The sequence below is a fragment of the Clostridioides sp. ZZV14-6387 genome, assembly GCF_020657835.1.
Classification (GTDB): domain Bacteria; phylum Bacillota; class Clostridia; order Peptostreptococcales; family Peptostreptococcaceae; genus Clostridioides; species Clostridioides difficile_A.
Genome location: NZ_JAGWCW010000002.1, coordinates 153228 through 178249, shown reverse-complemented (window position 1 = coordinate 178249; position 25022 = coordinate 153228). Strand labels below are relative to the sequence as shown.

Below are 25022 nucleotides of genomic sequence, written 5' to 3'. Positions count from 1 at the left end.
TAAGATGAGAAACATAAAAATGATAGTAGCATATGATGGCTCAAGATATAAAGGGTACCAAAAACTAGGTGATAATAATATGACTATACAAGAAAAACTTGAAACTGTCTTAAGTAAAATGACAAATGAAACAGTTGAGATAATTGGTTCTGGAAGAACTGATATGGGAGCTCATGCTAGAGGACAAGTAATAAATTTTAGAACAAGTTGTACAGAGTCAGTAGATAAAATCCAAAAATACTTATATGAATATTTACCAGAAGATATAGTCGTAAAAACTGTTGAAGAAGTTGATGAAAGATTTCACTCAAGATATAATGTAAAGTCAAAGACTTATATGTATAAAATTGACAATAACAAATATCACAATCCTTTTATAAGAAAATATGCTACTCATGTAAGTAAAAAATTGGATTTAGATAGAATGATAAAAGCAAGTGAGTACTTAATAGGAGAACATGATTTTACTAGTTTTGCTTCTTCTAAGTCTAAGAAAAAATCGAATATAAGAGAGATTTATTCAATAAATATAAAAGAAGATGATAATGTTATAGAAATATACATTGAAGGAAATGGATTTTTATATAACATGGTAAGAATAATAGTGGGAGCTTTGATAGAAGTAGGTCTTAAAAGAAAAGCCCCACAAGATATTAAGTCTATGCTTGAATCTAAGGATAGAAGTCAAGCATCAGATACAGCACCAGCTAAAGGGTTATGTCTTTGGAAAGTGAGATATTAGTGAATAAAGTAGAAAATCTTCTTAAAACAAAAATAAAATAAATTATATAGTTGACATAAATGGAAAAATAAACTATTATATATTTTATAAGAGAGATATGAAAAACTTTATATTTAAATCCTGTGAGAAAGAGAGTAACTTCTATGCGTTTTATAGAGAGCTAAGGATGGTGGAAGCTTAGCAAATGAGTATTAGTGAAAAGAGCTTTGGAGGATGCTAATTGAATTTAGTATGTTAGTAGGTAATCTCGCCTTAAGAGAAAGAGTGGATAAGTTTATCTTATCAATTAGAGTGGTAACGCGGATATATTTCGTCTCTTGGTTTTTCCAAGAGGCGTTTTTTAATATATTTAATTACTAATGTTTATTTAGTATGTTGAACGTTTACTAATTGATTAGCTAAGTTTATCAATAAGAGTGGTACCGCGGATATTTCGCCTCTTAGTATTTAAAAATACTGAGAGGCTTTTTTAGTATTAAAATGATTTTAAGTTAATTTAAATTCTTAAAATCATTCAATATTAAGAATTGCTATTAAACAAAAAATAAAAATCATAATTTAAAATTGGGAGGAATTAAAAATGAAGGAAAAAGTAGTATTAGCATATTCAGGAGGACTTGATACATCAATCATAATACCTTGGTTAAAGGAAAATTATGAAGATATAGATGTTATAGCTGTTTGTGGAAATGTAGGTCAAGAAGATAAAATGGAAGATGTTTATGAAAAGGCTTTACAAAGTGGAGCATCAAAAGCATATGTGGATGATATAAGTGAAGAATTTGTAACTGAAACTATATTCAAGGCTGTAAAAGCAGAAGCTAAATATGAAGGAAAATACTTATTAGGTACTTCTTTAGCAAGACCTATAATAGCTAAGAAACTAGTTGAAGTTGCTCATAAAGAAGGTGCAAAATATATATGTCATGGTTGTACAGGAAAAGGTAATGACCAAGTTAGATTTGAAGCTACAATTGCAGCTCTTGACCCAACTATAAAAGTTATTGCACCTTGGAGAATATGGGATATAAAATCAAGAGAAGATGCTATAGACTATGCAGAAAAGCATAATATAAAGGTAACAGCAACTAAAGCTAAAATATATTCAGTAGATGCTAACCTTTGGCATGTATCAACTGAAGGTGGAGATATAGAGCATCTACAAAATGAACATAAGAAAGATGTTTACAAACAATGTGTAGACCCAGAAGATGCATGTGATGTAGCTGAATATGTAGAAGTTTACTTTGAAAAAGGTGTTCCTAAAAAGGTAAATGGTGAAGAATTATCTCCAGTTGCATTAATTCACAAATTAAATGAATTAGGTTGTAAACATGGAATTGGTGTTATAGATATAGTTGAAAATAGACTTGTTGGTATGAAATCAAGAGGTGTATATGAGACTCCAGGAGGAACAATTCTTTATGAAGCACATAATATTTTAGAAAGTGCTACTTTAGACAAGGATACATTACATTTTAAACAAATGGTATCTTATAAATATGGAGAACTTATTTACAATGGATTATGGTATTGTAAGTTAAGAGAATCTATAGATGCATTTATGGAGCAAACTCAAGACAATGTTACTGGAACAGTAAAAGTTAAACTTTACAAGGGTAATATAAAACCTGCCGGAATATTTACTGAAAATGCTCTTTATGATGAAGGAATATCTTCTTTTGGAGACAGTGAACTTTATGACCACAAAGATGCAGAAGGATTTATTAATCTATTTACTTTACCATTAAAAATTAGAGCTATGAAGGCTGGAAAATAATATAATAAGTTGATTAAGAGTGTATAAAAACTGTTTCTAGTTTTTATATGCTCTTTTTTTATCTAGATTTATTATGTTACACAATATAATAAGATATAGTGTAATTCAAATAATTTAGTAATAGAAAAATGTAATTCCCTTAAATATAAATTTCATAGGAATAAAAGTTATTGACTCTCTCACTGTAAGAGGGTTTATACTAAATCTAATAAAAATTTATAGTAAGGAGAACGAATATATGAGAAAAATAATTGAAATTAAACATCATTCACATGATTATGAGTGCATGTGGAATGGTATAGAAGATTTATATATGAACAAAACAGGTGAATGCCTTCCAAATGATTTTTTCTTTTTATTATCAGGTTTTGGTTCCTTTTGTTATATGAAAACAGATAAAGCAGAATTAAAAAGAATGGTAGCTTTGGGAGATGGAAGAACAAAAAAGATGTATGAATTTTTAGCACCAATTGTTGGTTTTGAATACAAGCATTATGAATTTAGAAGATATGAGCGAGCATTAAAAAAAGCAAAATATGAAATTGATAATGGGTATCCAGTTATTTTAGGAGCCTTAGATATGTATCACTTACCATATTATCAGAAATTATACCATAAAGAACATATTCCTTTTCATTACATATTAATGGTAGGATATGATGATGAAAAAGAAAGAATATACCTGTATGATTGTGGAAGGACTGAGTTATTATACCTATCTTATGAGGAATTACGCCAAAGTATGAATTGTAGTTATTTAGGATTGAGTAAGGCGAATACTATTTGCACAGTTAGAATGACTAGTTTAAAGAGTAAATATGAGATTGCAAGAGAAGCACTTACTATAAAGGGTAATATGTTTTTAAATCCACCTAAAGGATTTTTGGGATACAAAGGTTTTGAAAAGTTTATCAAAGAATTGCCGCAATGGAAAAATGAACTGGAAAAAGATGATTATGATAAGATATTATCTAATATGGTTATGTTTTTTGGGACAGTACCAACCGTTCCAAATGCAATTAAGGGAATTAAAGAACCAGATAACGTCAAATTTAAAGGAGGTTTTGATAAAATGAGCAGAATGCTTAACCAACTTGGAGAAGAATATAAAAATGACACCTTCATACAAGGAGCTGAGATATTTGATAAAAGTGCTACTATGATTGAGATAATATCTAATATTATAATAGATTATTTAACTCAAAAGAGTGATGATACAGGACAACTTCCTTTACTTTTTTCTGAGATTTTGAAGAATATGAAAGAAGTATATTCGATATTAGATGTATAAAAAATATATATGTCTCTCAAAGGGTATTAGCTTTACAGAAGATAGACTAATTCATATTCTTTGTAAAATATTTTAAATGAATATAGTTGTTTATAATAAAGATATTTTTATTGACCCTGACATAACGTAATAGTGTAATATGAAAATATAGCATGGATGTATTAGTAAATATTGATAGCTATAAAATCAAGTTTTGAGGTGTTGATATGAGAACAGTAAAGCAGGTTTCAGATTTAACAGGAGTAAGCGTAAGAGCATTACACTACTATGATGAAATAGGTCTTTTAAAACCAAATAAAATTACAGATGTAGGGTATAGACTTTATGATGATGAAGCTATTAAGACTCTCCAACAAATTTTATTTTTTAAAGAGATTGACATACCTTTGAAGGAAGTTAAAGAGATAATGTCAAGCCAATACTTTGATAAAGTAGAAGCTTTAAAAAATCAAAAGAAATTACTCATTTTAAAGCGAAAAAGATTAGATGAATTAATAGAGCTGATAAACAAAACTATAAAAGGAGAGAGTACTATTAATTTTAAAGAGTTTGACATGAGTGAGTATTTTAATGTACTAGAAGAATTTAAAAAAGATCATAAAAATAAGATAATTAAAATTTATGGTAATGTAGAAAGATATGATGAACTTATTGAAAAAGTTAAATCTAGTGAGGAAAAAATTGCTAAAATGGCTATAAAACAATATGGAACTATTGAGAAGTTTGCAAAAGCTATAAAAACAAACTTTAGCAGTGATATATTGAGTTTAGGAGAAAAATTTGATATATATAAAAATGATTGTTTGAAAGAAAAACATCCTAAATTAAAAGAATTATATAGAGAGCTTGTAGAAGACTTAAGTAAGAATCCTTCTTCAAAAGAACTTCAAGAAATAGCGAGAGAGATAACAGATATATCTAAGAAAGATTATGAAATTTTTTACATGGATACTGGAGATGATAATTGGTACAGTATGGTACAAAATTATTTGGTAAATCCTATATGGATAAAAAATATAGATGAAAAATATGGAGATGGAGCAGGAAAGTTTATTGGACAAACCTTAGAGATTTATTTAGGAGATAAAAAGCCTAAGATAAATATCTTGCATGAAAAACTAGTATCAGATTTGAGTAGGGATTGCTCATCAAAAGAAGTTCAAAGTATTATTGAAGAAATAGACAATGAAATGAAAAAGAGCAATGAATTTTATAAAATAGATAATGGAGAGAGATATTTTGATTATATGGCAGAACTTTATTTATCAAATTCTACATACATAAAAATAACTGATAATAAATACGGTGATGGTACATCCAAGTTTATTGGAGAAGCTTTTAAATTTTATTTTGATAGTAACAATTTATAAGTAAAGTCAATAACTATTACAAACTTTGAAGTAAAAATCTATACACTTTGTTAAGATATTTAGTAAAAGCATTAAAACAAGGATATAAATTATCTTACTTTTATTTATATCCTTGCTTAAGTTGTTAAAATATATAGTTTACATCAAATTTAACACTTTCAACAATATTTCCTAAATATGTTTTTATACTTTCGACTTCTTCTAAAGACCTTAATTTATTTTCAGTGTAAATTGTCTTATCAAGAATATTAAACTTTAGACCTATTTCATCAAAGTACTCATGATTTAAAACTTTGTACCAATGATTTTTTTCTTTATTCCATCTTGTAGATATGGAATCAGCTTCTTTTTGAGCTTTTTCCCAATCCTCATTTTCTATATATTTTTCCAAAACAGACATATTATTTTTGTAGCCATCTGTAAAGTCGTATAGTTTATTATTGACATAAAATCCAAATAATAAGAATAAAATAGCCCATGTTATAACAAATGTTGTAGATTTCAATATTAATCACCCTTTTTATTTTGAATAAATATTTTGTCGTTTTCGTCTAAAACACAAATAAGAACATCTTTAAAAGTTTCTATGTGGTTAGATTTTAAGATACCCATTAACCAATTAGTATCTTTTTCAGCCATGTCTAGATTTTCATTTATTATTCTACCATCCAATATAAGTGGAATTGGTAAATGATTAAATGCTCTTGGAGGAGTACTATTATAACTTGATGCTGGTACAACACTTAAATTACCATCAGTCTCTAAAATAGCGTACTGTACATCCTTTAAATTGAAGTAACCCTGAATTCTCAGTTGTTCTAATAATTCATCTATACTAACTCTTTCTTTTTTTAGTTCTTTATATACAATTTTCCCCTTATCTATAAGTATAGAAGGTTTACCTGATAAAAATGAACTTAATTTTCTACTTTTTAAGGATAGGAATGAAATTAGGGTCTGCATAATTACAAGCCCAGTTATTGCTGCAACGCCATTTATAATTGGTATATTATTATTTTCCATTGGAACAGATGCAACTTCCGCAATTAAAAGTGTTATAACTAAATCAAAACAGTTCATTTCAGCTATCTCACCTTTTCCCATGACTCTAAGCGCAATTAGCACTGTTATGTATAATATAATACTTCTTATTAATACTACTGTCATATCTATCAATTACTCCTTTAAAAAATATTTGCATTTAGTTATTATGTCCCATCTAAGAATTTTAATTCAAAATATAAAAAACACCTTAAGTAATTAAATTCAATTATTTAAGGTGTTCTTGATAATTTTAATATTAAATTTTTTATAGATTTTCTATTGCTCTTATTTATTTTAATGACAGATTCAGCAAAATTATTTTTGTCTCCTAATTTTAAAATAAAATCAGGATATTCTTCAAACTCGTTGAGTTTTATTAATTTAAAAGAAGAAGACAGATTTTTAAAGTTAATAATTTTAGAGTTATTTACTAGTACGCTTCTTTTTTTAAAATAGATTTCTTTTTTACTTATATTCAGTATATTTAATATTTGTTTGAGATAAATTATTATATCTTCTGGAGTTTTCTCGAATTTAAGTTCAAAATTTTCATCTTCGAAGTATGGAATATAATATAAAGGAGTTTTGATAGGAGGTAATTTATTATATAATTCTTCAAGAGTGTTAATATCTTTAGGATAATTAAGGTAAAAGCTTTTACATACATTCATTAAATCCATAGCATCTGAAAGTGAATTATGTTTAATTTCTCCTTCTACAGAAAAAATCTTTTTCATATTAAGTAAAGATAATTGTCTAGATAAGATTCTATGATTGTATGTAATGTGTTGAGATATAAAAGGTTGAATATCAATCATCATATTAAACAACTCTAAGCATTTACCAGTATATTTACATACTCTAAATGAATTTAGAAGGCCAGCAATGTCAAAATCACCCCAATTGTATATTGTAATATCATTAAATTTGCAAAACCATCTATAAAAATCATCCATAACATATAAAAGGTTAGGAGCATTATCAATATCTAATTGATTTAGTTTAGTAAGCTTTTTACATTTATTTGAAAGTATTTCATTGTATTTTGGTTTAACCAAAGAATAATAGTCATCCATTATATTAAATTCATTATCAACTAAAACTCCGCCAATTGAAATTAATTCAGCTCCATTATATTCTAATTTATTTTTATTATCATCTAGCATATTAAATTCAAAGTCTATAAATAACTTGTATTTCATAAATATAAAGCACATCCTCATGTATATTATTTAGTGTAACTAAGCATCATAAGAATCAATCGATATAATGATTCTAAACATCAAAGGCTCATTACAACTTTTATTTATTTCATAATTTAATTCAAATAAATCTTTTAGTATGTAATTTATAAGTATTCTTTCCCAACCCATTTTTAAATTAACATTAGAGTTTAACAATGTGTTTTCTATTTTTTTAAATATTTCTATATTTGCTGGGATTATACTAAGTTCAATACTACTTTTAAATGGATTAGACTGTAAATCAGTTATAAGTATGTCTTTTAATTCCTCTGTAAGCTCAGAGATTAAACTATCACCTATATATTTTTTAATTATTTCCTCTCTAATTTCCCTTAAGTTTAGCAATATTAGTACCTGCTACTTACATTATATTATGAAAAGTGTAGTAAAATTCAATTAAATTTTTTATTACACTTAAAATAGTAGCTTTTCCTTTCATTTTAGTTTTTAAGATTATTTTGTATAATTAATACATGAAAAACTATCAATATTAGTGTATAAGAATAATAGGTTGTTAAATGTTTGAAATAAATTATATTTAGAATTCAGAGAAAAAGTATATAAAATAACATCTTATAGATTTAATTTATAAAAATAAAATATCTTATTCCCTGAATTCCTTTAAAATCGAGAGATTAGTTGTTATTTACCAATTCCTCTTTCTGATAATTTTTCTAACATATCTTTAGTCATTTTATCTAAATTATAATTAAATTTAAAGTTCCATTCTTCTACTGCGCTACTGCTATCTAGAGAATCAGGCCAAGAATCAGCTATACTTTGTCTTACTGGGTCTACATCATACTCCATTACAAAGTCAGGGATATATTTTTTTATAGAAGCAGCTATTTCCTCAGGAGAAAAACTCATAGCAGTAATATTAAAAGCATTTCTATGAATAAGTTTATCAGCTGGAGCTTCAATTAAATCCACTATTGCCTGAAGTGCATCAGGCATATACATCATATCCATTTTAGTGCCTTTTGCTATATAAGATTTATATTTCTTATTTTTTAATGCTTCATAATATATATCAACTGCATAATCTGTAGTTCCTCCACCAGGAGGAGTAACATAAGAAATAAGACCTGGAAATCTAACACCTCTAGTGTCTACTCCAAATTTTGAGTGATAATAATCACATAGTAACTCACCAGAAACTTTAGTTACACCATACATAGTATTAGGTCTTTGTAGTGTATCTTGAGGAGTCATATTTTTTGGAGAATTTTCACCAAATGCGGCAATTGAACTAGGTGTGAAAAATTTACAATCTAGTTCTCTAGCTATTTCAAGTCCATTTATTAATCCATTCATATTTAAATTCCATGCCTCTAAAGGCTTGCTTTCAGCAACTGCAGAAAGTAGAGAAGCTAGATGAATTATAGTGTCCACATCGTATTTTTTAGCAATTTCAAAGAAGCGGTCTTTATCTGTAACATCTAATATTTCAAATATACCAGATTCACACACAGTGTTTCCATCTTTTATTCTTCTTGAACTAGCAATTACATTTTTATCTCCATATTCGTTTCTAAGTTTTATAGTTAATTCTGAACCTATTTGTCCTAATGCACCTGTTATAAGTATTTTTTTCAATTTGGCAACCTCCTTGGGGTTTGATTTATGTAGTATTGCTTATTTTTATTTTAGCAAATCTTTTGTTTAAATACAAAGGATTAAACTCAATAATATATTGTTTAATTTAATAGAGTTCAATTACTGTTTAAAAAAGTAATATTCAAAGACATATTACATAATACTGGTAAATTAGATTAAATTATTATAAATAGATATAGATTGTGTGACTAAGTCACAGAAATTAAGATAAATTTAAGATATAATAAAATCATATCATTTGAAATATTTAGTAGAGGCAATTCCATAAATAAAAAGTAATTTAAATTTAGAAAGCTATAAACTTAGATATTGTAAACATAAGTTAGAGTTTATAGTTGTAGAAATGTTATATAACAATATTGATACTATTATAATATTAAACAGTAATAAAATATATAAAATAAAATCTGAAAGGAAGTATAAAAATGACAAGACCATCAATATATCATAGCCAAGGATACACTTGTGCAGAAGCGTTAATAAAGTCTTATAATGAAGAACATAACACAGATATACCCATTTCAATAGGAAGTGGTATGGGGGTTGGAATTACTGTTGGAAGTGTCTGTGGAGCTGTAAATGCAGCTATTGTCATAATCGGTTATCTAAATGGAAGAAAGAGTAATTTGGATGAAAATATGGCAAGAAAGTATTCAAGAGAATTAATGAATAGAGTAAGAGATAGATACAGCACAGAAATATGTGCATCCTTGAAGAAAAATAAAGTAAGTTGTGAAGAAATAATAAATTTCACATATGATGCTTTAAATGAAATGCTAGAAAGTCAAAAATAATCATAGAGAACAAGTATTTTATATTTAATAAAATACTTGTTTTTTTTATTATTTTCAATATATTATAATTTAAAAATTAATTTTATTATATTTTAATCGAAATAATTTACTTGAAACGATAATAATTGATAAAAAAATATAAATGCTGTAATTAAGAAAATGTAAATGATTTAATATTAAATGAGTTGTTATATTTATTAATATAAAGTGAAATAAACTAATGAGTAAATTTATAAATTATAAAGAAATATATAAGAAAATAAAAGAGATAATTAATGTAATATAAAGTAAAAAAGCAGAAAAGTATATAATTTATTTATAAAATAAAGAAAAAATAGAATTTTAAGATAAAATGCAAAGATTATATCATAATATGGTATAATTAGTAAAAATATAGAGATTGGAGGAATTGATTTGTTTATAGAGGAAGAATTAGAAGGATATATATTAAAATGTAAAATATCTGAAGACTTTAAAGATAAGCCCGGATATAGTGATGAAGAGTTTTACGTTACGGTCTATAAAGATGAAAGTTCTGACTCTGGGTATTATGCTTTACTAGAAAATAAAGAAGAAAAAGTAGTATGGGATGGAGAAGTCGTTGCCAATAATATTTTTAATAAACTTTGGGTTGTAGTAGACAAAGTTAAAGCTGGATAATAATGTAATTATATAGTAATTATAATACTTTAAATGGATTTTTATATATATGAGATGAGTAAATAACAAAGATTATTCGATACTGGAGGGGTAGTTCAATGGAATATAGTTATAGCAAGATGAATCTAAAAAAAGGGGATATTGTAGAAGTAAATTTAGAGAAACAAGCTAATGTAATATTGCTAGATCATATAAATTATGTGAAATTTAAAAATCAAAAAAATTATGATTACTATGGCGGGTTTGCCAAGAAAAATCTATGTAGAATGAGAGTACCTAATACAGGAACATGGTATTTGGTTGTAAATCAAGATGGAAATAGTGGAATAGTTGGTTTTTCAATTAATACAATTCAAAATTAATTTGATTAAAAAATAGCTACACACACTCGTGATTTTAGTCGTGAGTTAGTAGCTAAGGTAGTCAGCATATAGGGAAACTTATATGTAGAGATAGGATATAATCTATCCAATACTACTTGAAAATATCAGAGATTATTACTTATTGTGTATTTTATATAATTAACATAAAATTAATAAATAGTTGTTATAAAATAATAATTTGTAAAGATATATTTGTATATACCTTTACAAATTATTTATAATACTTAATTTTTTATTGTTCTTAACTAAATTATACATATTAGTAAAATTTATACTATTAAAATATTTATTGTTAACATAAAGCTCCACCTTTAAGGTGTAGAGGAGCATCAAGTATGTCTTCTTTTCTTTCCAAAACATCATCTGATAAAAGCATATCTATAAATTTATCAACACCAATCCTGTCAATTGTTATTCCAAAGCGTTCTCCTGTTTTACCTTGTTCTCTAAATAAAAGAATTGCTTTTTCAATTAAAGTCATAAGTTCTTGTTTTGAAAACAATCTATCGATTTGTGTTCCAGGACGAACAGATTTTCCCCATTTTCCTCCTATATATACTTTATAACCAGATTCTTTTTCTTCAATACTGTCAAAATTACAACTTTCTATGCATTTTCCACAGTTATTACATAAATTACTATCTATTTCAAGTTTACCTTTATCTGTTAATTTAGCTGCTTTGACAGGACAGACTTCCATAACAGCACATTTTTTACAACCAACACAAAACTCAGAGTCGTAATCAGGTACACGTTGACCAACAATTCCAAGGTCATTTAAGTCAGGTTTAATACAATTATTAGGGCATCCTCCGACACCAATTTTAAATTTATGAGGTAGCTTTACATCATACCAACCTTTGTAAAATTCTTGATGTATTTCAGCAGCTAGTGCCTGTGTATCAGTTAAACCATGAACACAAACAGTACCCTTACAAGCTACAACAGGACGAACTCTTGAACCAGTTCCACCTGTGATTAGATTTTCACTAGCAATAAATTCACTTAAAGCTTCAATGTCTTCAAATTTTACACCAGGTAACTCTACTGTTAATCTAGTAGTAAATGCTAACTGACCATTTCCGAATTTTTCAGCAGCTTCTGCAATTTTTTTTGCTTGAGATGTATTTATTACGCCATTTACAGTTATTATACGCGCTGCAAAATGTTCTCCATCTCTGCTTGGTAAAAAACCTCTACCTTTTAATTCTTTTTTTTGTTCTGCTGTAATATTACTCATAATTACTCCTCCATTACCTTAAGATTTGGATAAAATAGTATTCCACCTTCAAGAACTTTAGTATTTGTATAGCCAAAGCGTCTTAAACGATTTTGAGCCATATAACTATTTTTACCTTTTGCGCATATAAGAAGGATTTTTTCATCCTTAGAAAGACCTTCAATTTCTCCATTAATCTCCCCAACAGGAAGATAACGTAAGCTAGGAATAGAAGGAGCTTTTGAAACATCTATTTTAGTCCAACTATCAAAGTCTTCTATTTCATCAAGTAAAACACTATCAAGTTCTCCATTAAGTTTGTTTTGTAAAACATTTACTGCTACTACAAATGGATGAATAGCAGTTGAAAAAGGCGGTGCATATGCAAGGTCCATACTTTCTAATGAATAAAGGTCAGCTCCTAAAGTTATTGCAGTGGCAGATATATCTACTATTTTATCGACAGCTCCAGGTCCCATAACTTGAACACCCAATAATTTTCTAGTATCCTTTTCAGCAACCATTCTTATAATAAAATTAGATGCACCTGGATAATAGTGAGCTTTGTCATCAGTAGCTATAGTTACAGAACAAACATTATAACCTTCTTTTTCAGCAGTTTCTTTACTTAGTCCTGTTTTTCCTGCATTGAGTTCAGGTAATTTTACTACTGTTGTTCCAAGGACACCATTGTAGGTTTTAGATTTACCAGATATATTTTGTGCACAAATTCTACCTTCATGATTTGCAGATGAACCCATAGGTGACCATGTAGGTTTATTTGTTAAAGCATTTTTTACAAATGCACAATCTCCAACTACATATATATCTTTATCGTTTGTAAGCATATATTCATCTGCAATAAGTGTTTTATTTGGAGCAAATTCTAGACCTGTATCTTTTAGAAAGTCTGTGTTAGGGCGAATCCCAACTGACATAACTACTAAATCTGTTTTAATGACTCTATTTTTAGTACGAAGTTTTTCGACCTTATTTTGACCTTCAATGCCTACAACTTGGTCACCTGTAAAAATCATTATACCTTTATCAGCCATATGATTTTCAACATATTCAGCAAAGTCGGTATCAAATCCAGGCATAACATGTTCAGCCATATCAATAACACTTACACGTATGCCCATTGCAGAAAGGTTTTCAGCGATTTCAAGACCAATAAAACCTCCACCGATAACAACAGCTCTCTTAACACCATCTCCAATAGAATCTCTTAGTGTTATAGCATCATTTGGAGTGCGCATAAAGAATACTCCAGATAAGTCAATGCCAGGTATTGGTGGTTTTATTGGGTCTGCTCCTGTAGCAATTACAAGTTTGTCATAGCTTAAATTTTCTTCTTTTCCTGTTGAAATCGTTTTCAAAATTACTTGTTTTGTAGCTCTATCAATAGAGGTAACTTCAACACCACAACGAACTTCTGCTCCTGTTAGCTTCGAAAAACTTTCAGGTGTATTGACAATTAAAGATGATTTATCTTTAATTATATTGCCAACATAGTATGGTAGACCACAACCAGCATAAGAAATATCTTCACCTTTATTTAGAATTGTAACAGAGCAGTTATCACCCATTTCACGTTTTATTTTTGCAGCAGTCTTTGTTCCAGCGGCAACTCCACCTATAATCAATACTTTCACAATATATCACACTCCAATCTCTTTTATAACTCTATGCTAAAATTATAGTTCTTGACAATACATTTGTAAAATACTAAAATATTAATAAAATCATAAGTATTTACTAATGTTTGCTAAGGTTGTGATAATATGACTATTCGCAGTCTTGAGATATTTGTTAAGGTTGCCGAGTGTGGTAAAATGAGTGAAGTAGCAAGAAATATGTATATTACACAGTCATCAGTTAGTCAAGTCATTTCAGAAATAGAAAAAGAGTATGGAGTTAAGTTATTTGAAAGAATTTCAAAAAAATTATATTTGACAGAAGCAGGAAAAAAACTTCTTGGATATGGGAGGCATCTTTTATCTATAAATGAAGAAATGAATGATTGCATGAAACACTGTGCAAAAAATATTCGTATAAAAGTTGGAGCTACAGTAACTGTTGGAACATGTGTAATAAGCCCAATAATACTAGAGTTATATAAAGTAAATCCTTTGATAGAACCAGAAGTATTTGTAGAAGATACAAGGTTGATTGCAAAGAAACTACTTAATAGTGAATTAGATATTGCCATTGTAGAGGGCAAAATAAAGCATCCAGATATTGTTACAAAAAGCATTATTAATGACCATTTAGTACTTATATGTTCTAATAAGCATGAGTTTTACAAAAGAGATTACATAAACGTTTCAGAACTTTCGAATCAACCATTAATTATGCGTGAGTTGGGAAGCGGCACAAGAGCACAGTTAGAAAATCAGTTAAAAGAATTGAAAATTCCAATGAATATTAGATGGTCATGTTATAATTCTGAAGCTATATTGAGAGCAGTTGTAGATAATTTTGGTATTGCAGTTATATCTGAATTACTTGTTGAAGATTATTTAAAAAAGCATCTTTTATGGTCTTGTGATATTGAGGGTATCAATTTACAGAGGACATTCGACATTGCATATCATAAAAATAAATTTTTTACAGAAAATATCTCATCATTTTTTGATATTTCAGTAGAGTTTGGAAAAAAGCAAATGAGAAAAAAGAATAAAAAAATGAATGTTTTATAACATATTAAAAATAAAATAGGAAATAAAAAAAGAGTATATTAATATACTCTTTTTTTGTTCGCCTATGCTATTAAATAGATTTAGTTTAAAAAATATCTTTACTATTTTAAATTAATATTAACCTAAATTAACACCAAAGTTTCCACATAGTCCTGCAAGACCATCTTCGAAACCAGAACCTAAAGCATTGAATTTCCATTCTTCATTATGTCTATACAATTCTGCAACTACTATTGCTGTTTCTATGCTAAAATCTTCACCTAATTCATATTTAATAAGTTCTTCGTTAGTTTCTTCATTGTAGATTCTTATATATGAATTTTCAACCTGTCCAAAATTTTGTCTTCTTGTTACAGCTTCGTTTATAGTAACTGTAAATGATATTTTAGCAATGTCTTGTGGTATTTTAGATAAGTCTACATTTATTTGTTCATCATCACCATCACCAACACCTGTTCTATTATCACCCATATATTCAACTGCTCCAGAAGCATGTTTTAAATTATTGTAGAATATAAAGTCTCCATCATTTGTAACTTTACCATTAGCACCAGTTAAAAATGCAGAAGCATCTAAATCAAAATCAAAGCCACCATCATACTTATTAGTATCCCATCCTAATCCTACTACTACTTTTTTAAGACCAGGGTTAGTTTTTGTTAAACTTACTTTTTGTCCTTTTGCCAAAGTTATACCCATTTAAAACAACTCCTTGTTATAAATTTTTTATTGTAATTATTATTAACTATATAAATTAGTTAATTCACGAAGTTCTTCATTTTGACCAATACCTAAAGCATTAAATTTCCATTCTCCATTTCTTTGATAAATTTCACCTGCCAAAACTGTGACTTTACCAGAAAAATCTTCTTGAAGGTTATACTTAAATAGTTCTTGTTTAGAATTTGCATCAATTAATCTTATAAAAGAATTATTCATTTGACCAAAATCTTGATTTCTTTTGTTAGCTTTGTATATAGAGACTCCAAAAATTATCTTATGTACATATTCTGGAATACCATCTAAATTGACCATTATCTGTTCATCATCACCTTCACCTCTTCCAGTTAAGTTATCTCCAGTGTGTATAATAGCTTTAGAAGGATGCTTAAGATTCCCAAAATAAACTAAATCACTCTTAGAACTCATTTTATCTTGGTTAGTCAATGCTATTGCAAAAGCATCTAGGTCATAATTTTTTTTACCTAGTTTGTTCATGTCCCATCCTAATCCTACAATTACATTTTTTACAGGATTATTGTCTTTTACTAAACTTACTCTTTGTCCTTTTTGTAAACTAACACTCATTTTTAGTTCTCCTTTTTGTATTTTAAGTTTTATTGGTAGTTATAAGTGTAAGAATCATATTAGCTCTATTATATACATACTTAGACTAATTTGGCTATATCTATAAACTATTTAATTGTATAATTACGTAAATATTTTAGAATGTTATATTTAAGTTCAAGTATATCTAGAAAAATTTATATAAAGTCTGGAGGTAGTTATGATGGAAGTGTTTTGGATTATTGATAATAAAATAAAAAAGAAATTTAAAAGCAGACATAATTAACATATAAAAAGCTCTGTTTATATATGTTAATTATGTCTGCCATTTGTTTTATATTTATTCTATTTTTTTAAATCCATTACCCAAAGCTTCATGTATATCTGTAATTATGATAAATGCATTAGGGTCGACATTTTTTACTAATTTTTTTAATTCGACAACTTCTTTTTTCTCAACCACCACTAAGAGCACATTCTTATTTTCTCCAGTATAAGCGCCTTCGCCCTTTAGGATAGTTGCACCTCTATCTAAATCTTCCATTATTTTTTTGCTTATATCTTTTGAAAGGTCAGATATGATAGTAAATGATTTTGAATAATTAAATCCTTCAATAAGTAAGTCACTGACTTTTACTAAAATGTATAAAGCTACAGTTGAATAAAGTGCAATTTCAACCTGTCTATTTACTATACCTGATAGAACTACCACAACACAGTCAACAATACCCATCAAAACAGGTATACTAAATGTAGGAAAATATTTATTTAGTAGGAGTGCCATCAAATCAGTTCCACCTGTAGAGCCATTTATTCTAAAAATAAGACCTTGACCAACTCCCATTAAAATAGAACCAGATATAATTGCAAGATACATATCATTTGTGATATCTAGTGTAGCCATATTTGCAGTAAGCTTAAGTGCTATAGTAAGAAAAATTATTCCTAAAACTGTTTTAAAACAATCTTTCTTTGAAAGTATTTTGTAAGCAAATATGAATAATGGAACATTTAAAATTAAATTGACAATCCAAAGTTCTATACCAAATAGTGCGTTTAAAATAACTCCAAGCCCTGTTATACCACCAGCAGCGATTGCATGTGGATTAAAAAACATGTTAAGAGAAATTGCCATTAATATACAGCCTACAATTAATATTAAAATTTCTGAAAAAGTTATTATATCTTTTTTCAATAACATCACTCCTTATATATAGATTATAATATATATTATATAGTTTTTCCAATTTTTAATAAAAAAAATAAAAATATATTATAAAAATAATTTGATTGGAATTTTCTGAAAATTAATGCTATAATTAAAAATAAATTTAAAGGGAGGTTATAAAATGGCTAAATTAACTCTAGAACATATAAAAGGAAACACGTATTATATTCCACTCCCTACAATAGTAGGTGTATATGTAGATGGTAATGATGCAACTTTAATTGATAGTGGAAATAACAAAGATACTGCTAGACAAGTCTTAAGATTGTTAGAGGAGCATAATCTAAATCCTAAATTAATAATAAACACTCATTCAAATGCAGACCATATAGGAGGAAATGCATATTTGAAGAATCAAACAAAATGCAAAATTGCTACAACTAAAATGGAAGGATATTTTACAGAAAATCCAATACTAGAATCAACATTTTTATATGGAGGCTATCCAAGTAAAGCACTGAAAAATAAGTTTCTATTAGCAAAAGAAAGTGAAGTTGATTATATTATACCTTCAAATGGAAAAATTGTAGATACAGAACTTGAAGCTATTTCTCTTCCAGGTCATTATTTTGAAATGATTGGTATTAGAACTCCAGATGATGTTTTGTTTGTTGCAGATAGTCTTACACCAGAAAATATAATTACCAAATATCATTTTTTCTTCCTATTGGATATAGAATCACAATTTAAGACATTAGAAAAAATGAGAAGTTTAGAAGCAGATTTCTTTGTTCCAAGTCATTCTGTTAAAACTAGAGATATAAAAAATTTAATTGATATTAATAAAAATAAGATGGAAGAAATAATAGATAATATTAAAAAAGTCTGTTGTGAAGCAATTACAATTGATGAAGTTATTGAAAAAATGTGTGATTTGTATAGTGTTAAACTTGATGCTAATCAATATGTATTAGTTGGAAGTACAATACGTTCTTATATAACATATTTATATGAGAATAAAATGGTTGAATACGTGTTTGACGGTGGCAAGATGTTGATAAAAACTGTATAAATATTAGTTAGAAAGTAATGATAAAAATTAAATTTACTATCAATTTATCACAAAAAATAAACAACAGTACCTCTAAAAGCTTATAAAAGTCTTAAATATAAATTTGTTTTTTACTTTATAACAAATAAATTTTATAATGAATAAGATAAAATAATTGGTATAAATTGACTTATAATTTTATAAAAATAGATGCTTGATTATAAAATTATGTTATAATTTGTAAATAAGAGGATAGATTATAAGCAAATTAAAGAATTTATAGGGGGAAATGGTAGAGATTATGAATAAAAAATTCAAAAAATTCAGTAAAAAAATAAGTATATCAACCTTGGCTTTGACTATGTTTCTTTTTAGTAATCTAACTGTAAACGCACAGTTTAAAGAGGATTCAATAATAGGAAATGACAGATATGAAACAGCAGGGCTTATAGCAGACAAGCAGAATTATGATACTGTAATATTAGTTAATGGAGATAAAAGTTTATCTGATGGACTTTCATCAAGTGGATTGGCTGGAGCTATTAATGCACCTATACTTTTAACTAAAAAAAATGAGATACCAAAAGCTACTTCGACTAGACTAGACAATAAGACTTTGAATACTGTAAAAAAAGTATATATAATTGGTGGCTACAATACTATTGAAAATTCAGTAGAAAAAGATATAAAAGGAAAAGGTATTGAAGTTGAAAGAATAAATGGAAATAATAGAATTGAAACTAGTTACAATGTAGCAAAAAAAATAAATGAAGTTGGTAAGGTAAAAGAAGTCATGCTGACAAATGGATTTGTAGGAGAGGCTGATGCTATGAGTGTAGCACCTGTAGCTGCAAAAAACAAAGGAGCCATAATACTTACAGATGGTAAATCAATTCCATTTGGCACTGAAGACTTAAATGTGTACGCAATAGGAGGCAAGTCTGCAATAAGTGAAGACTTAGTAAAGAAAACTAATGCAACTAGAATTGGTGGCAATGATAGGTTTGAAACTAATAAAAAAGTGATAGAGAAATTTTATAATGGAGCAACAGATTTTTACATAACAAAGGGGTATCAATTGGTAGATGCGCTAACACTATCTCCTCTAGCTAAAGAAAAACCAATCGTTTTAGTTGCTGATGGAAGTAACAAAGGTATTTTAAAAGGAGCTAAAAGCATAACAAAAGTTGGAGGAATTGATGCTAATACATACAAACAATGTCTAGATGTAGTGGAATATAATGATATGAACATAACTCCAAACATTGTAAAACACCTAACTTCAATTGAAGGGAATGAAGTTTCTGAAGTATCTATAGAAATAGATAATTTAGGTGTAGTTGTTGAAAAGACAAATACTGATAAATTTGAATTTGACTATGTAAGTGTGACTAATGAAAAAAATTGTACTTTTTCTGTGAATAAAGAGAGTTCTTCCAATAATGTGAAGGATGGAAAATTGTTTGTAAGTGCTAAGAAAAAAATAGAGAAGCAAGATAGACCTTCACAAGATATGAATGGCGATAATATGATAAATGCAAATAAAGATAAAATGGTAAATGTTATAAAAATTGGGATTCCTGATAAAGAGTATTCTAATTTTAATGTAGAGGTAGAAAGAGGAACAGTAGAACTTTATAATATTAAAGGTGGAGCTACAGTTAATGTTAATGATGGAATTGCAAAAATTGTCGATAATAGTGTTACATATCCATTTAATATAAATACTAATGATGGTATTTCAGCTGTAACAGCTGAAACTATATCATCTGAAATAAAGTTTAGGTCAAATGATGGAATTGTAGATATAACAGCTACGAATATAAGTGGAGATATAAGCTTGTATGGAAAAGATGGCAAAGATAACTTTGATGGAATCTTTAAATTAAACTTGAAAAAAGAACCATCAAATTTACACTTGAAGTTGATAGGCAATGGGTTAAATAAGTTACCTGATGGTTGGTCTAAAGATTATATTTTAGGAAATGGGCATCCAGTTATTGAGGTTAAAAATAATGGCATAAACAATATAACACTTGGTGAATAAAATATATGAAAATAAAGCTTATATAATTTTTAAATTATATAAGCTTTACTTAATTATCAATATTTTACTTGTGGCATTATGTACTTAACAGTTGTCTACTTTAGTTGAATTATCTAAGATATTATAAATTTGTTTTGCGAATTGACGAGAATGTTCTTCTTTTTCTCTATCCATGAAACTAGGTTTACCTAAGTCACGCTCAACAAGCATTCCGATATATTTTAATTGAGAATGTTTACAATATCTCTTGATACCGTTTTCCCAGATATCAGCACCTTTTTCAGGTTTATATCCACATGTTGTAATAAGTGCTAATGATTTTCCTGCCCATAATGCAGGTCCTTTTTCATCACCATAGTATTTGTTCATTCCATACACCAATCTATCAAGTAATGATTTCATTGGTGAAGTGCAGTACCAAGAATAAATTGGAGTTGCAAAAACAAGTAAATCACACATAAGAATTTTTTTGAAAATTTTCTGAACATCATCTTCATGATAACATCCAAATTCAGAAAAATTTTTCTGACATGTCTTACATGCAGTACAAGGTTCTATCTTACAATCATATAACCATATTACTTCAACATTTGCATTATAATCTTCTAATTCCTCAATAAAAGGTTTTAGAATAGCAGCAGTATTACCTTTTTTCTTAGGACTTCCCATGAGAATACATACTTCCATATTGACACCTCCACAGTATTTTAAAATAGTTTTTAATTCTATAGCAATGTTTGTATAATAAACTTTTAAAGACAAGCTACATAGAATGAAGTTTATTTTATCATAATATCTTAAAATCAATAGTATTATATAAGTGATTAAAAAAAAACAGCTATATTTGTAACTATATAGAATGATAATAAAATTAAAATCATCCATATAAAAATATGATTCTTATATGGATATACCTTATTAAGTTTTTTCCCAATACGCACAAGTAAAATGTACATCAAAAAATATACTAAAAAAACCATTAAGAATTTCATAAATAACCTCACAATTTTAAAGTTTAATATAGTTTTAGGATACTATTATAATATGATAACAACAATATCCTTTTTAAGTTTGTAATAAATTTGAAATAAATTATTTAAAAAAGTAAGTAAAAATGACTATAAATTTATAGAGAATACTCAAATAATGTTTTTAAACTATATCTTTTAATTAAAGGAAATCATTTACAGTATAAAGAACTATAGTTAATTAGATATATATAGTATTTAATTATGATAATATATAGTAGAATATATTATAGGAATAGAGTTATCTAATTTATGAATACATTTATAGGCTTGGAGGTAAAATATGTGCTTAAATGAAGAAATTCAATTTATAGAAGAACATGCACCTTGTTACATATATGATGAGACTAGTATAATCGAAAAGTGTAAAGAACTAAAAAATAATATTTTAGGTTTTGATTTTTTATATTCTATAAAAACAAATCCATATAATGAAATTGTAAAAAGTATTGTAGAACAAGGTTTTGGAGCAGATGCTGCATCAATTAATGAGGTTATACTTTCATCAAAATGTGGAGTTGCCAAAGATGATATATATTATTCATCACCAGGCAAAACAGAATCTGACATAGAAATAGCTTTAGATAAATGTATAATTATTGCAGATAGTATCACAGAAATAGAACTTATAAATAAAATCTCAAAGAAAATCGATAAGAAAACTAAAATAGGAATCAGAATAAATCCTAATTTCACCATGGATGATGATAATACTATATCAAGTAAATTTGGTATTGATATAGAAGATATTGACAGTGTCTTTAAAATGCTAAGCATTTGTGATTATATATCTGTAGTTGGAATTCACATACATATTAAATCTCAAGTATTGGATTTTGAAAAGTTGGGTTGTTATTATGAAAAATGTTTTCTTATAGCTTTAAACCTAAATAAAAGTAAATATATTAATATCGAATTTATAAATTTTGGCAGTGGGCTTGGAGTAGTGTATGATAATCTTAGAGAGAATCCTGTTAATCTTAAAGAACTTTCAAGGTTAACTAAAAAGATTGTCTTAACTAATTCAAATACATTGAAGGCAAGACTTCTTATTGAATCAGGACGCTTCATAGTCTGTAAAGCAGGTAATTATTATGTTAAGATTGTAGATATCAAAGTATCAAGAGGGAAAAAATACCTTATTGTAAAAAATGGACTTAATGGATTCATGAGACCAATTATTTCTAATCTAGTTGAAAAGGTTACTTATGGGGTAGAATTAGAAGGTCAAGAACCACTATATACATCAAATAATGCATTCTCTGTTTCAGTATTAAATAATATAAAAGAAGAAGAGTATGTAAATGTTGTTGGAAATCTTTGTACTTCATTAGATGTAATAGCGAATAATGTTAAATTGAAAAAAGCAAATATAGGAGATTTGATTTCTATTAGTAATGCTGGAAGTTACTCATATTCATTATCTCCACTATTATTTTCTAGTTATGAGATTCCAAAACAATATTATAAGAGAAAAGACGGATATATTGAATAAACTATGTTTTAAATATTTAATCTAGAATAGATATAAATTTTTAGGTATAGTGATGGATACAAATATAATTTTAATTTAGAGCGATAAAAGGTATAGAGAGTATAATAACTCTTTATACCTTTATTTATTTTAAGAATTTACTATTTCAACAATTGTACCTTCTGGAAATAATGTTCTAAAAATAAATCTAACTAATGGCCCTGCAATTAACAGTTGTAGTGGTAATGCAACAATAAAATTGTTGGCTATATTTATAATCCATATAGTGATAAGTGTATTAGGACCCCCAATTGATTTAATAGCTCCAAATAAAGACATACAGATGACCATTCCACAAACCATACAACTCGATATAACAATAGCTTTTATAATTTGTTTAGCATCTGGATTTATAATACGAAATGCTATTTTTTTTGCGATATTAGAAACAATAAACCAGTCAAAAATCATAGCTATAACATATGTAGTTGGAAAATCCAACCAAGCACTTTTAAACGTATCTAATGAGAATTTATCATGTATAGAAATATTGTAAACGCTCATAAAAAATACCATAAAGGCACACATAAGTACTGTAAATATTAAACTTTCTTTTCTATTTTGTGGCATATTCATTTACCTCCAAGTGTAATTTATTTATATTAGGATTATACATGAAGAAAAATTTTGTCGTAAGTAAATTTTTTAAAATTTGAAATTTATTTTTTGAAATAGACATAAATGAAAATAAAAAAATTTTATTTTTTATAGTTATCCATGGAAATTGGTTTTTTTAACTTTATAATTAATAATATAAGGTAATAAAATTATAGTGTTGCCAAAAAATTAAAATATAGGGGGTGTAGTTCTATATGGAATTGTGGAAAAGAAATTTATTTGTATGTTGGATAGGGATGTTCTTTAGTTCTATAGGTATGAGCCAAATAGCACCTATACTTCCACTATATATTAAACAGTTAGGTGTAACTGATGTTGGTTTAATACAACAGTATTCAGGTATAATTTTTGGATGTACTTTTGTAGTAGCAGCATTTTTTTCACCAATTTGAGGTAAAGCTGCTGATAAATATGGAAGAAAGTCAATGCTTCTACGTGCAAATATTGGTATGGGAATAGTGATATTTACCATGGCATTTGTACAAAATGTTTATCAGCTATTAGGATTAAGGATTCTCCAAGGTGTTTTTACGGGTTATGCTACTGCGTGTACTACACTGATTGCAACTCAGACAGATAAAAATCACTCTGGTTGGGCTTTAGGTACACTTGCAACAGCATCAACTACTGGTTCCTTAATCGGACCAACAGTAGGAGGATATATAGAATCAATTTTAGGGCTTAAAAGTGTTTTTATTATAACTGGAGGATTATTATTTGTATCATTTATCATATCTATTCTATTTGTAGTAGATAATTTTAAACCTAAAGAAACAACAAAGCCAATTTCTATAATTAAAGAACCATTAAATCCATTGCCAAATAAATTTTTAATTGCATCAATTTTTGTAACTACATTTATTACTCAGCTAGCGTTGTATTCTATAGAACCGATTGTAACAATATATATATCACAACTTACAAATTTTGCATCAAATGTAGCTTTAATAGCAGGATTAACATTTTCTGCATCAGGATTGGCAAACTTATTAGCGGCTCAAAGGCTTGGAAAAATATCAGACAAAGTAGGGCCTCAAAAGGTATTACTGATTTCACTTTTATGGGCAGGAGTTATATTTATACCACAAGCTTTTGTAAGAACTGCATGGCAATTGATGTTATTGAGGTTTTTATTAGGATTATCAGTAGCAGGGCTTAATCCTTCTGTAAATAGTTTATTAAAAAAAATTGCACCAGAAGAATATGTGGGGAAAATATTTGGATATAATGCATCTGCTCAGTATATAGGTTGTTCATCAGGAGCTTTTTTAGGGGGACAAATATCAGCACATTTAGGTATTAGGACAGTATTTTTTTCAACAAGTTTATTGTTATTTGTGAATGCATTTTGGATGTATAAATTTACTGGTTTATTTACTAAGAATGATGTAAAATAAACTTTAAATTTTGATGAGTAGATAAGACATGCTTTAGTATTAT

At 27.4% G+C, this 25022-nt stretch carries 25 protein-coding genes and 1 other annotated feature; of the genes, 13 read left to right on the top strand and 12 right to left on the bottom strand.

The features are described 5' to 3' along the window. Positions 1 to 4 precede the first annotated feature (4 nt). The 4 genes from truA (at position 5) to KGF38_RS01980 (ending at position 5183) form a co-directional block, all read left to right on the top strand. On the top strand, positions 5 to 742 hold the full coding sequence (truA, locus tag KGF38_RS01995; RefSeq protein WP_054270264.1) for a tRNA pseudouridine(38-40) synthase TruA: 738 nt from the start codon (positions 5 to 7) through the stop codon (positions 740 to 742). Positions 743 to 855: 113 nt separating this feature from the next. Beyond that, positions 856 to 1063 (top strand) — a binding site (T-box leader). A 259-nt stretch (positions 1064 to 1322) separates the two neighbouring features. After that, the gene (locus KGF38_RS01990) at positions 1323 to 2522 is read left to right on the top strand and encodes an argininosuccinate synthase (protein ID WP_054270265.1); all 1200 of its coding nucleotides are present in this window, start codon (positions 1323 to 1325) and stop codon (positions 2520 to 2522) included. A 238-nt stretch (positions 2523 to 2760) separates the two neighbouring features. After that, positions 2761 to 3813 (top strand): BtrH N-terminal domain-containing protein, encoded by a 1053-nt coding sequence (locus KGF38_RS01985; RefSeq protein ID WP_074179385.1) that lies wholly within the window; start codon positions 2761 to 2763, stop codon positions 3811 to 3813. 206 nt (positions 3814 to 4019) lie between these two features. Beyond that, the gene (locus tag KGF38_RS01980; RefSeq protein WP_227832131.1) at positions 4020 to 5183 is read left to right on the top strand and encodes a MerR family transcriptional regulator; all 1164 of its coding nucleotides are present in this window, start codon (positions 4020 to 4022) and stop codon (positions 5181 to 5183) included. 124 nt (positions 5184 to 5307) lie between these two features. Here KGF38_RS01980 and KGF38_RS01975 read toward each other — a convergent pair whose 3' ends face one another. The 5 genes from KGF38_RS01975 to KGF38_RS01955 all read right to left on the bottom strand — a co-directional run bounded on the left by KGF38_RS01975 (position 5308) and on the right by KGF38_RS01955 (position 9070). After that, on the bottom strand, positions 5308 to 5688 hold the full coding sequence (locus KGF38_RS01975; protein WP_054270268.1) for a DUF4363 family protein: 381 nt from the start codon (positions 5686 to 5688) through the stop codon (positions 5308 to 5310). Positions 5689 to 5690: 2 nt separating this feature from the next. Then, a complete protein-coding gene (locus KGF38_RS01970) occupies positions 5691 to 6350 on the bottom strand; it encodes a DUF421 domain-containing protein (protein WP_054276677.1) in 660 nt (219 codons plus the stop codon). A 107-nt stretch (positions 6351 to 6457) separates the two neighbouring features. Next, positions 6458 to 7429: a 3'-5' exonuclease gene (locus KGF38_RS01965; protein WP_176702506.1), complete on the bottom strand. Its 972-nt coding sequence runs from the start codon at positions 7427 to 7429 to the stop codon at positions 6458 to 6460. A gap of 39 nt (positions 7430 to 7468) precedes the next feature. Next, entirely contained in the window at positions 7469 to 7816 is a 348-nt protein-coding gene (locus KGF38_RS01960) for a hypothetical protein (RefSeq protein ID WP_054270271.1), read from the bottom strand. A gap of 297 nt (positions 7817 to 8113) precedes the next feature. Further along, the gene (locus tag KGF38_RS01955; RefSeq protein ID WP_054270272.1) at positions 8114 to 9070 is read right to left on the bottom strand and encodes an L-threonine 3-dehydrogenase; all 957 of its coding nucleotides are present in this window, start codon (positions 9068 to 9070) and stop codon (positions 8114 to 8116) included. 446 nt (positions 9071 to 9516) lie between these two features. Between KGF38_RS01955 and KGF38_RS01950 the strand changes: the two genes are divergently transcribed. The 3 genes from KGF38_RS01950 (at position 9517) to KGF38_RS01940 (ending at position 10907) form a co-directional block, all read left to right on the top strand. Further along, positions 9517 to 9885, top strand: coding sequence for a C-GCAxxG-C-C family (seleno)protein (locus KGF38_RS01950; protein WP_054270273.1), 369 nt, complete (start codon positions 9517 to 9519; stop codon positions 9883 to 9885). A 414-nt stretch (positions 9886 to 10299) separates the two neighbouring features. Beyond that, a complete protein-coding gene (locus tag KGF38_RS01945) occupies positions 10300 to 10545 on the top strand; it encodes a hypothetical protein (RefSeq protein ID WP_054270274.1) in 246 nt (81 codons plus the stop codon). A gap of 98 nt (positions 10546 to 10643) precedes the next feature. Continuing rightward, positions 10644 to 10907, top strand: coding sequence for a DUF1883 domain-containing protein (locus tag KGF38_RS01940; protein ID WP_054270275.1), 264 nt, complete (start codon positions 10644 to 10646; stop codon positions 10905 to 10907). Between the two features lie 313 nt (positions 10908 to 11220). Here KGF38_RS01940 and KGF38_RS01935 read toward each other — a convergent pair whose 3' ends face one another. Both KGF38_RS01935 and KGF38_RS01930 read right to left on the bottom strand, forming a co-directional pair. Beyond that, positions 11221 to 12168: a 4Fe-4S dicluster domain-containing protein gene (locus tag KGF38_RS01935; protein WP_227832130.1), complete on the bottom strand. Its 948-nt coding sequence runs from the start codon at positions 12166 to 12168 to the stop codon at positions 11221 to 11223. 2 nt (positions 12169 to 12170) lie between these two features. After that, complete coding sequence (locus KGF38_RS01930) at positions 12171 to 13802, bottom strand: FAD-dependent oxidoreductase (protein ID WP_074179381.1); 1632 nt, start codon at positions 13800 to 13802, stop codon at positions 12171 to 12173. A gap of 129 nt (positions 13803 to 13931) precedes the next feature. Here KGF38_RS01930 and KGF38_RS01925 point away from each other — a divergent pair, with 129 nt between their 5' ends. Continuing rightward, positions 13932 to 14849, top strand: coding sequence for a LysR family transcriptional regulator (locus KGF38_RS01925; RefSeq protein WP_054270278.1), 918 nt, complete (start codon positions 13932 to 13934; stop codon positions 14847 to 14849). 117 nt (positions 14850 to 14966) lie between these two features. Here KGF38_RS01925 and KGF38_RS01920 read toward each other — a convergent pair whose 3' ends face one another. The 3 genes from KGF38_RS01920 to KGF38_RS01910 all read right to left on the bottom strand — a co-directional run bounded on the left by KGF38_RS01920 (position 14967) and on the right by KGF38_RS01910 (position 17337). After that, complete coding sequence (locus tag KGF38_RS01920; RefSeq protein ID WP_054270279.1) at positions 14967 to 15548, bottom strand: TerD family protein; 582 nt, start codon at positions 15546 to 15548, stop codon at positions 14967 to 14969. A 42-nt stretch (positions 15549 to 15590) separates the two neighbouring features. Further along, positions 15591 to 16157 (bottom strand): TerD family protein, encoded by a 567-nt coding sequence (locus KGF38_RS01915; RefSeq protein ID WP_054270280.1) that lies wholly within the window; start codon positions 16155 to 16157, stop codon positions 15591 to 15593. Between the two features lie 319 nt (positions 16158 to 16476). Next, on the bottom strand, positions 16477 to 17337 hold the full coding sequence (locus tag KGF38_RS01910; RefSeq protein WP_054270281.1) for a YitT family protein: 861 nt from the start codon (positions 17335 to 17337) through the stop codon (positions 16477 to 16479). Between the two features lie 148 nt (positions 17338 to 17485). Here KGF38_RS01910 and KGF38_RS01905 point away from each other — a divergent pair, with 148 nt between their 5' ends. Both KGF38_RS01905 and KGF38_RS01900 read left to right on the top strand, forming a co-directional pair. Continuing rightward, on the top strand, positions 17486 to 18376 hold the full coding sequence (locus KGF38_RS01905; RefSeq protein ID WP_074179378.1) for an MBL fold metallo-hydrolase: 891 nt from the start codon (positions 17486 to 17488) through the stop codon (positions 18374 to 18376). Positions 18377 to 18644: 268 nt separating this feature from the next. Further along, positions 18645 to 20402: a cell wall-binding repeat-containing protein gene (locus KGF38_RS01900; RefSeq protein WP_074179377.1), complete on the top strand. Its 1758-nt coding sequence runs from the start codon at positions 18645 to 18647 to the stop codon at positions 20400 to 20402. 84 nt (positions 20403 to 20486) lie between these two features. Here the strand turns inward: KGF38_RS01900 and KGF38_RS01895 are convergent, their stop codons facing one another. After that, complete coding sequence (locus KGF38_RS01895; RefSeq protein ID WP_054270283.1) at positions 20487 to 21089, bottom strand: flavodoxin family protein; 603 nt, start codon at positions 21087 to 21089, stop codon at positions 20487 to 20489. Positions 21090 to 21713: 624 nt separating this feature from the next. Between KGF38_RS01895 and KGF38_RS01890 the strand changes: the two genes are divergently transcribed. After that, positions 21714 to 22925 carry a diaminopimelate decarboxylase family protein gene (locus KGF38_RS01890; protein ID WP_054270284.1) on the top strand — a complete coding sequence of 404 codons (1212 nt, stop codon included), beginning with the start codon at positions 21714 to 21716 and terminating at the stop codon, positions 22923 to 22925. 129 nt (positions 22926 to 23054) lie between these two features. Here KGF38_RS01890 and KGF38_RS01885 read toward each other — a convergent pair whose 3' ends face one another. Then, entirely contained in the window at positions 23055 to 23534 is a 480-nt protein-coding gene (locus KGF38_RS01885) for a DUF2798 domain-containing protein (protein ID WP_074179376.1), read from the bottom strand. A 242-nt stretch (positions 23535 to 23776) separates the two neighbouring features. On the opposite strand from KGF38_RS01885, the gene KGF38_RS20550 reads away from it, so the two are divergent. Together KGF38_RS20550 and KGF38_RS01880 are read left to right on the top strand one after the other, a co-directional pair. Beyond that, positions 23777 to 23974 (top strand): hypothetical protein, encoded by a 198-nt coding sequence (locus KGF38_RS20550; protein WP_021384623.1) that lies wholly within the window; start codon positions 23777 to 23779, stop codon positions 23972 to 23974. A 33-nt stretch (positions 23975 to 24007) separates the two neighbouring features. Continuing rightward, positions 24008 to 24979, top strand: coding sequence for an MFS transporter (locus tag KGF38_RS01880; protein WP_079770270.1), 972 nt, complete (start codon positions 24008 to 24010; stop codon positions 24977 to 24979). Positions 24980 to 25022 lie beyond the last annotated feature (43 nt).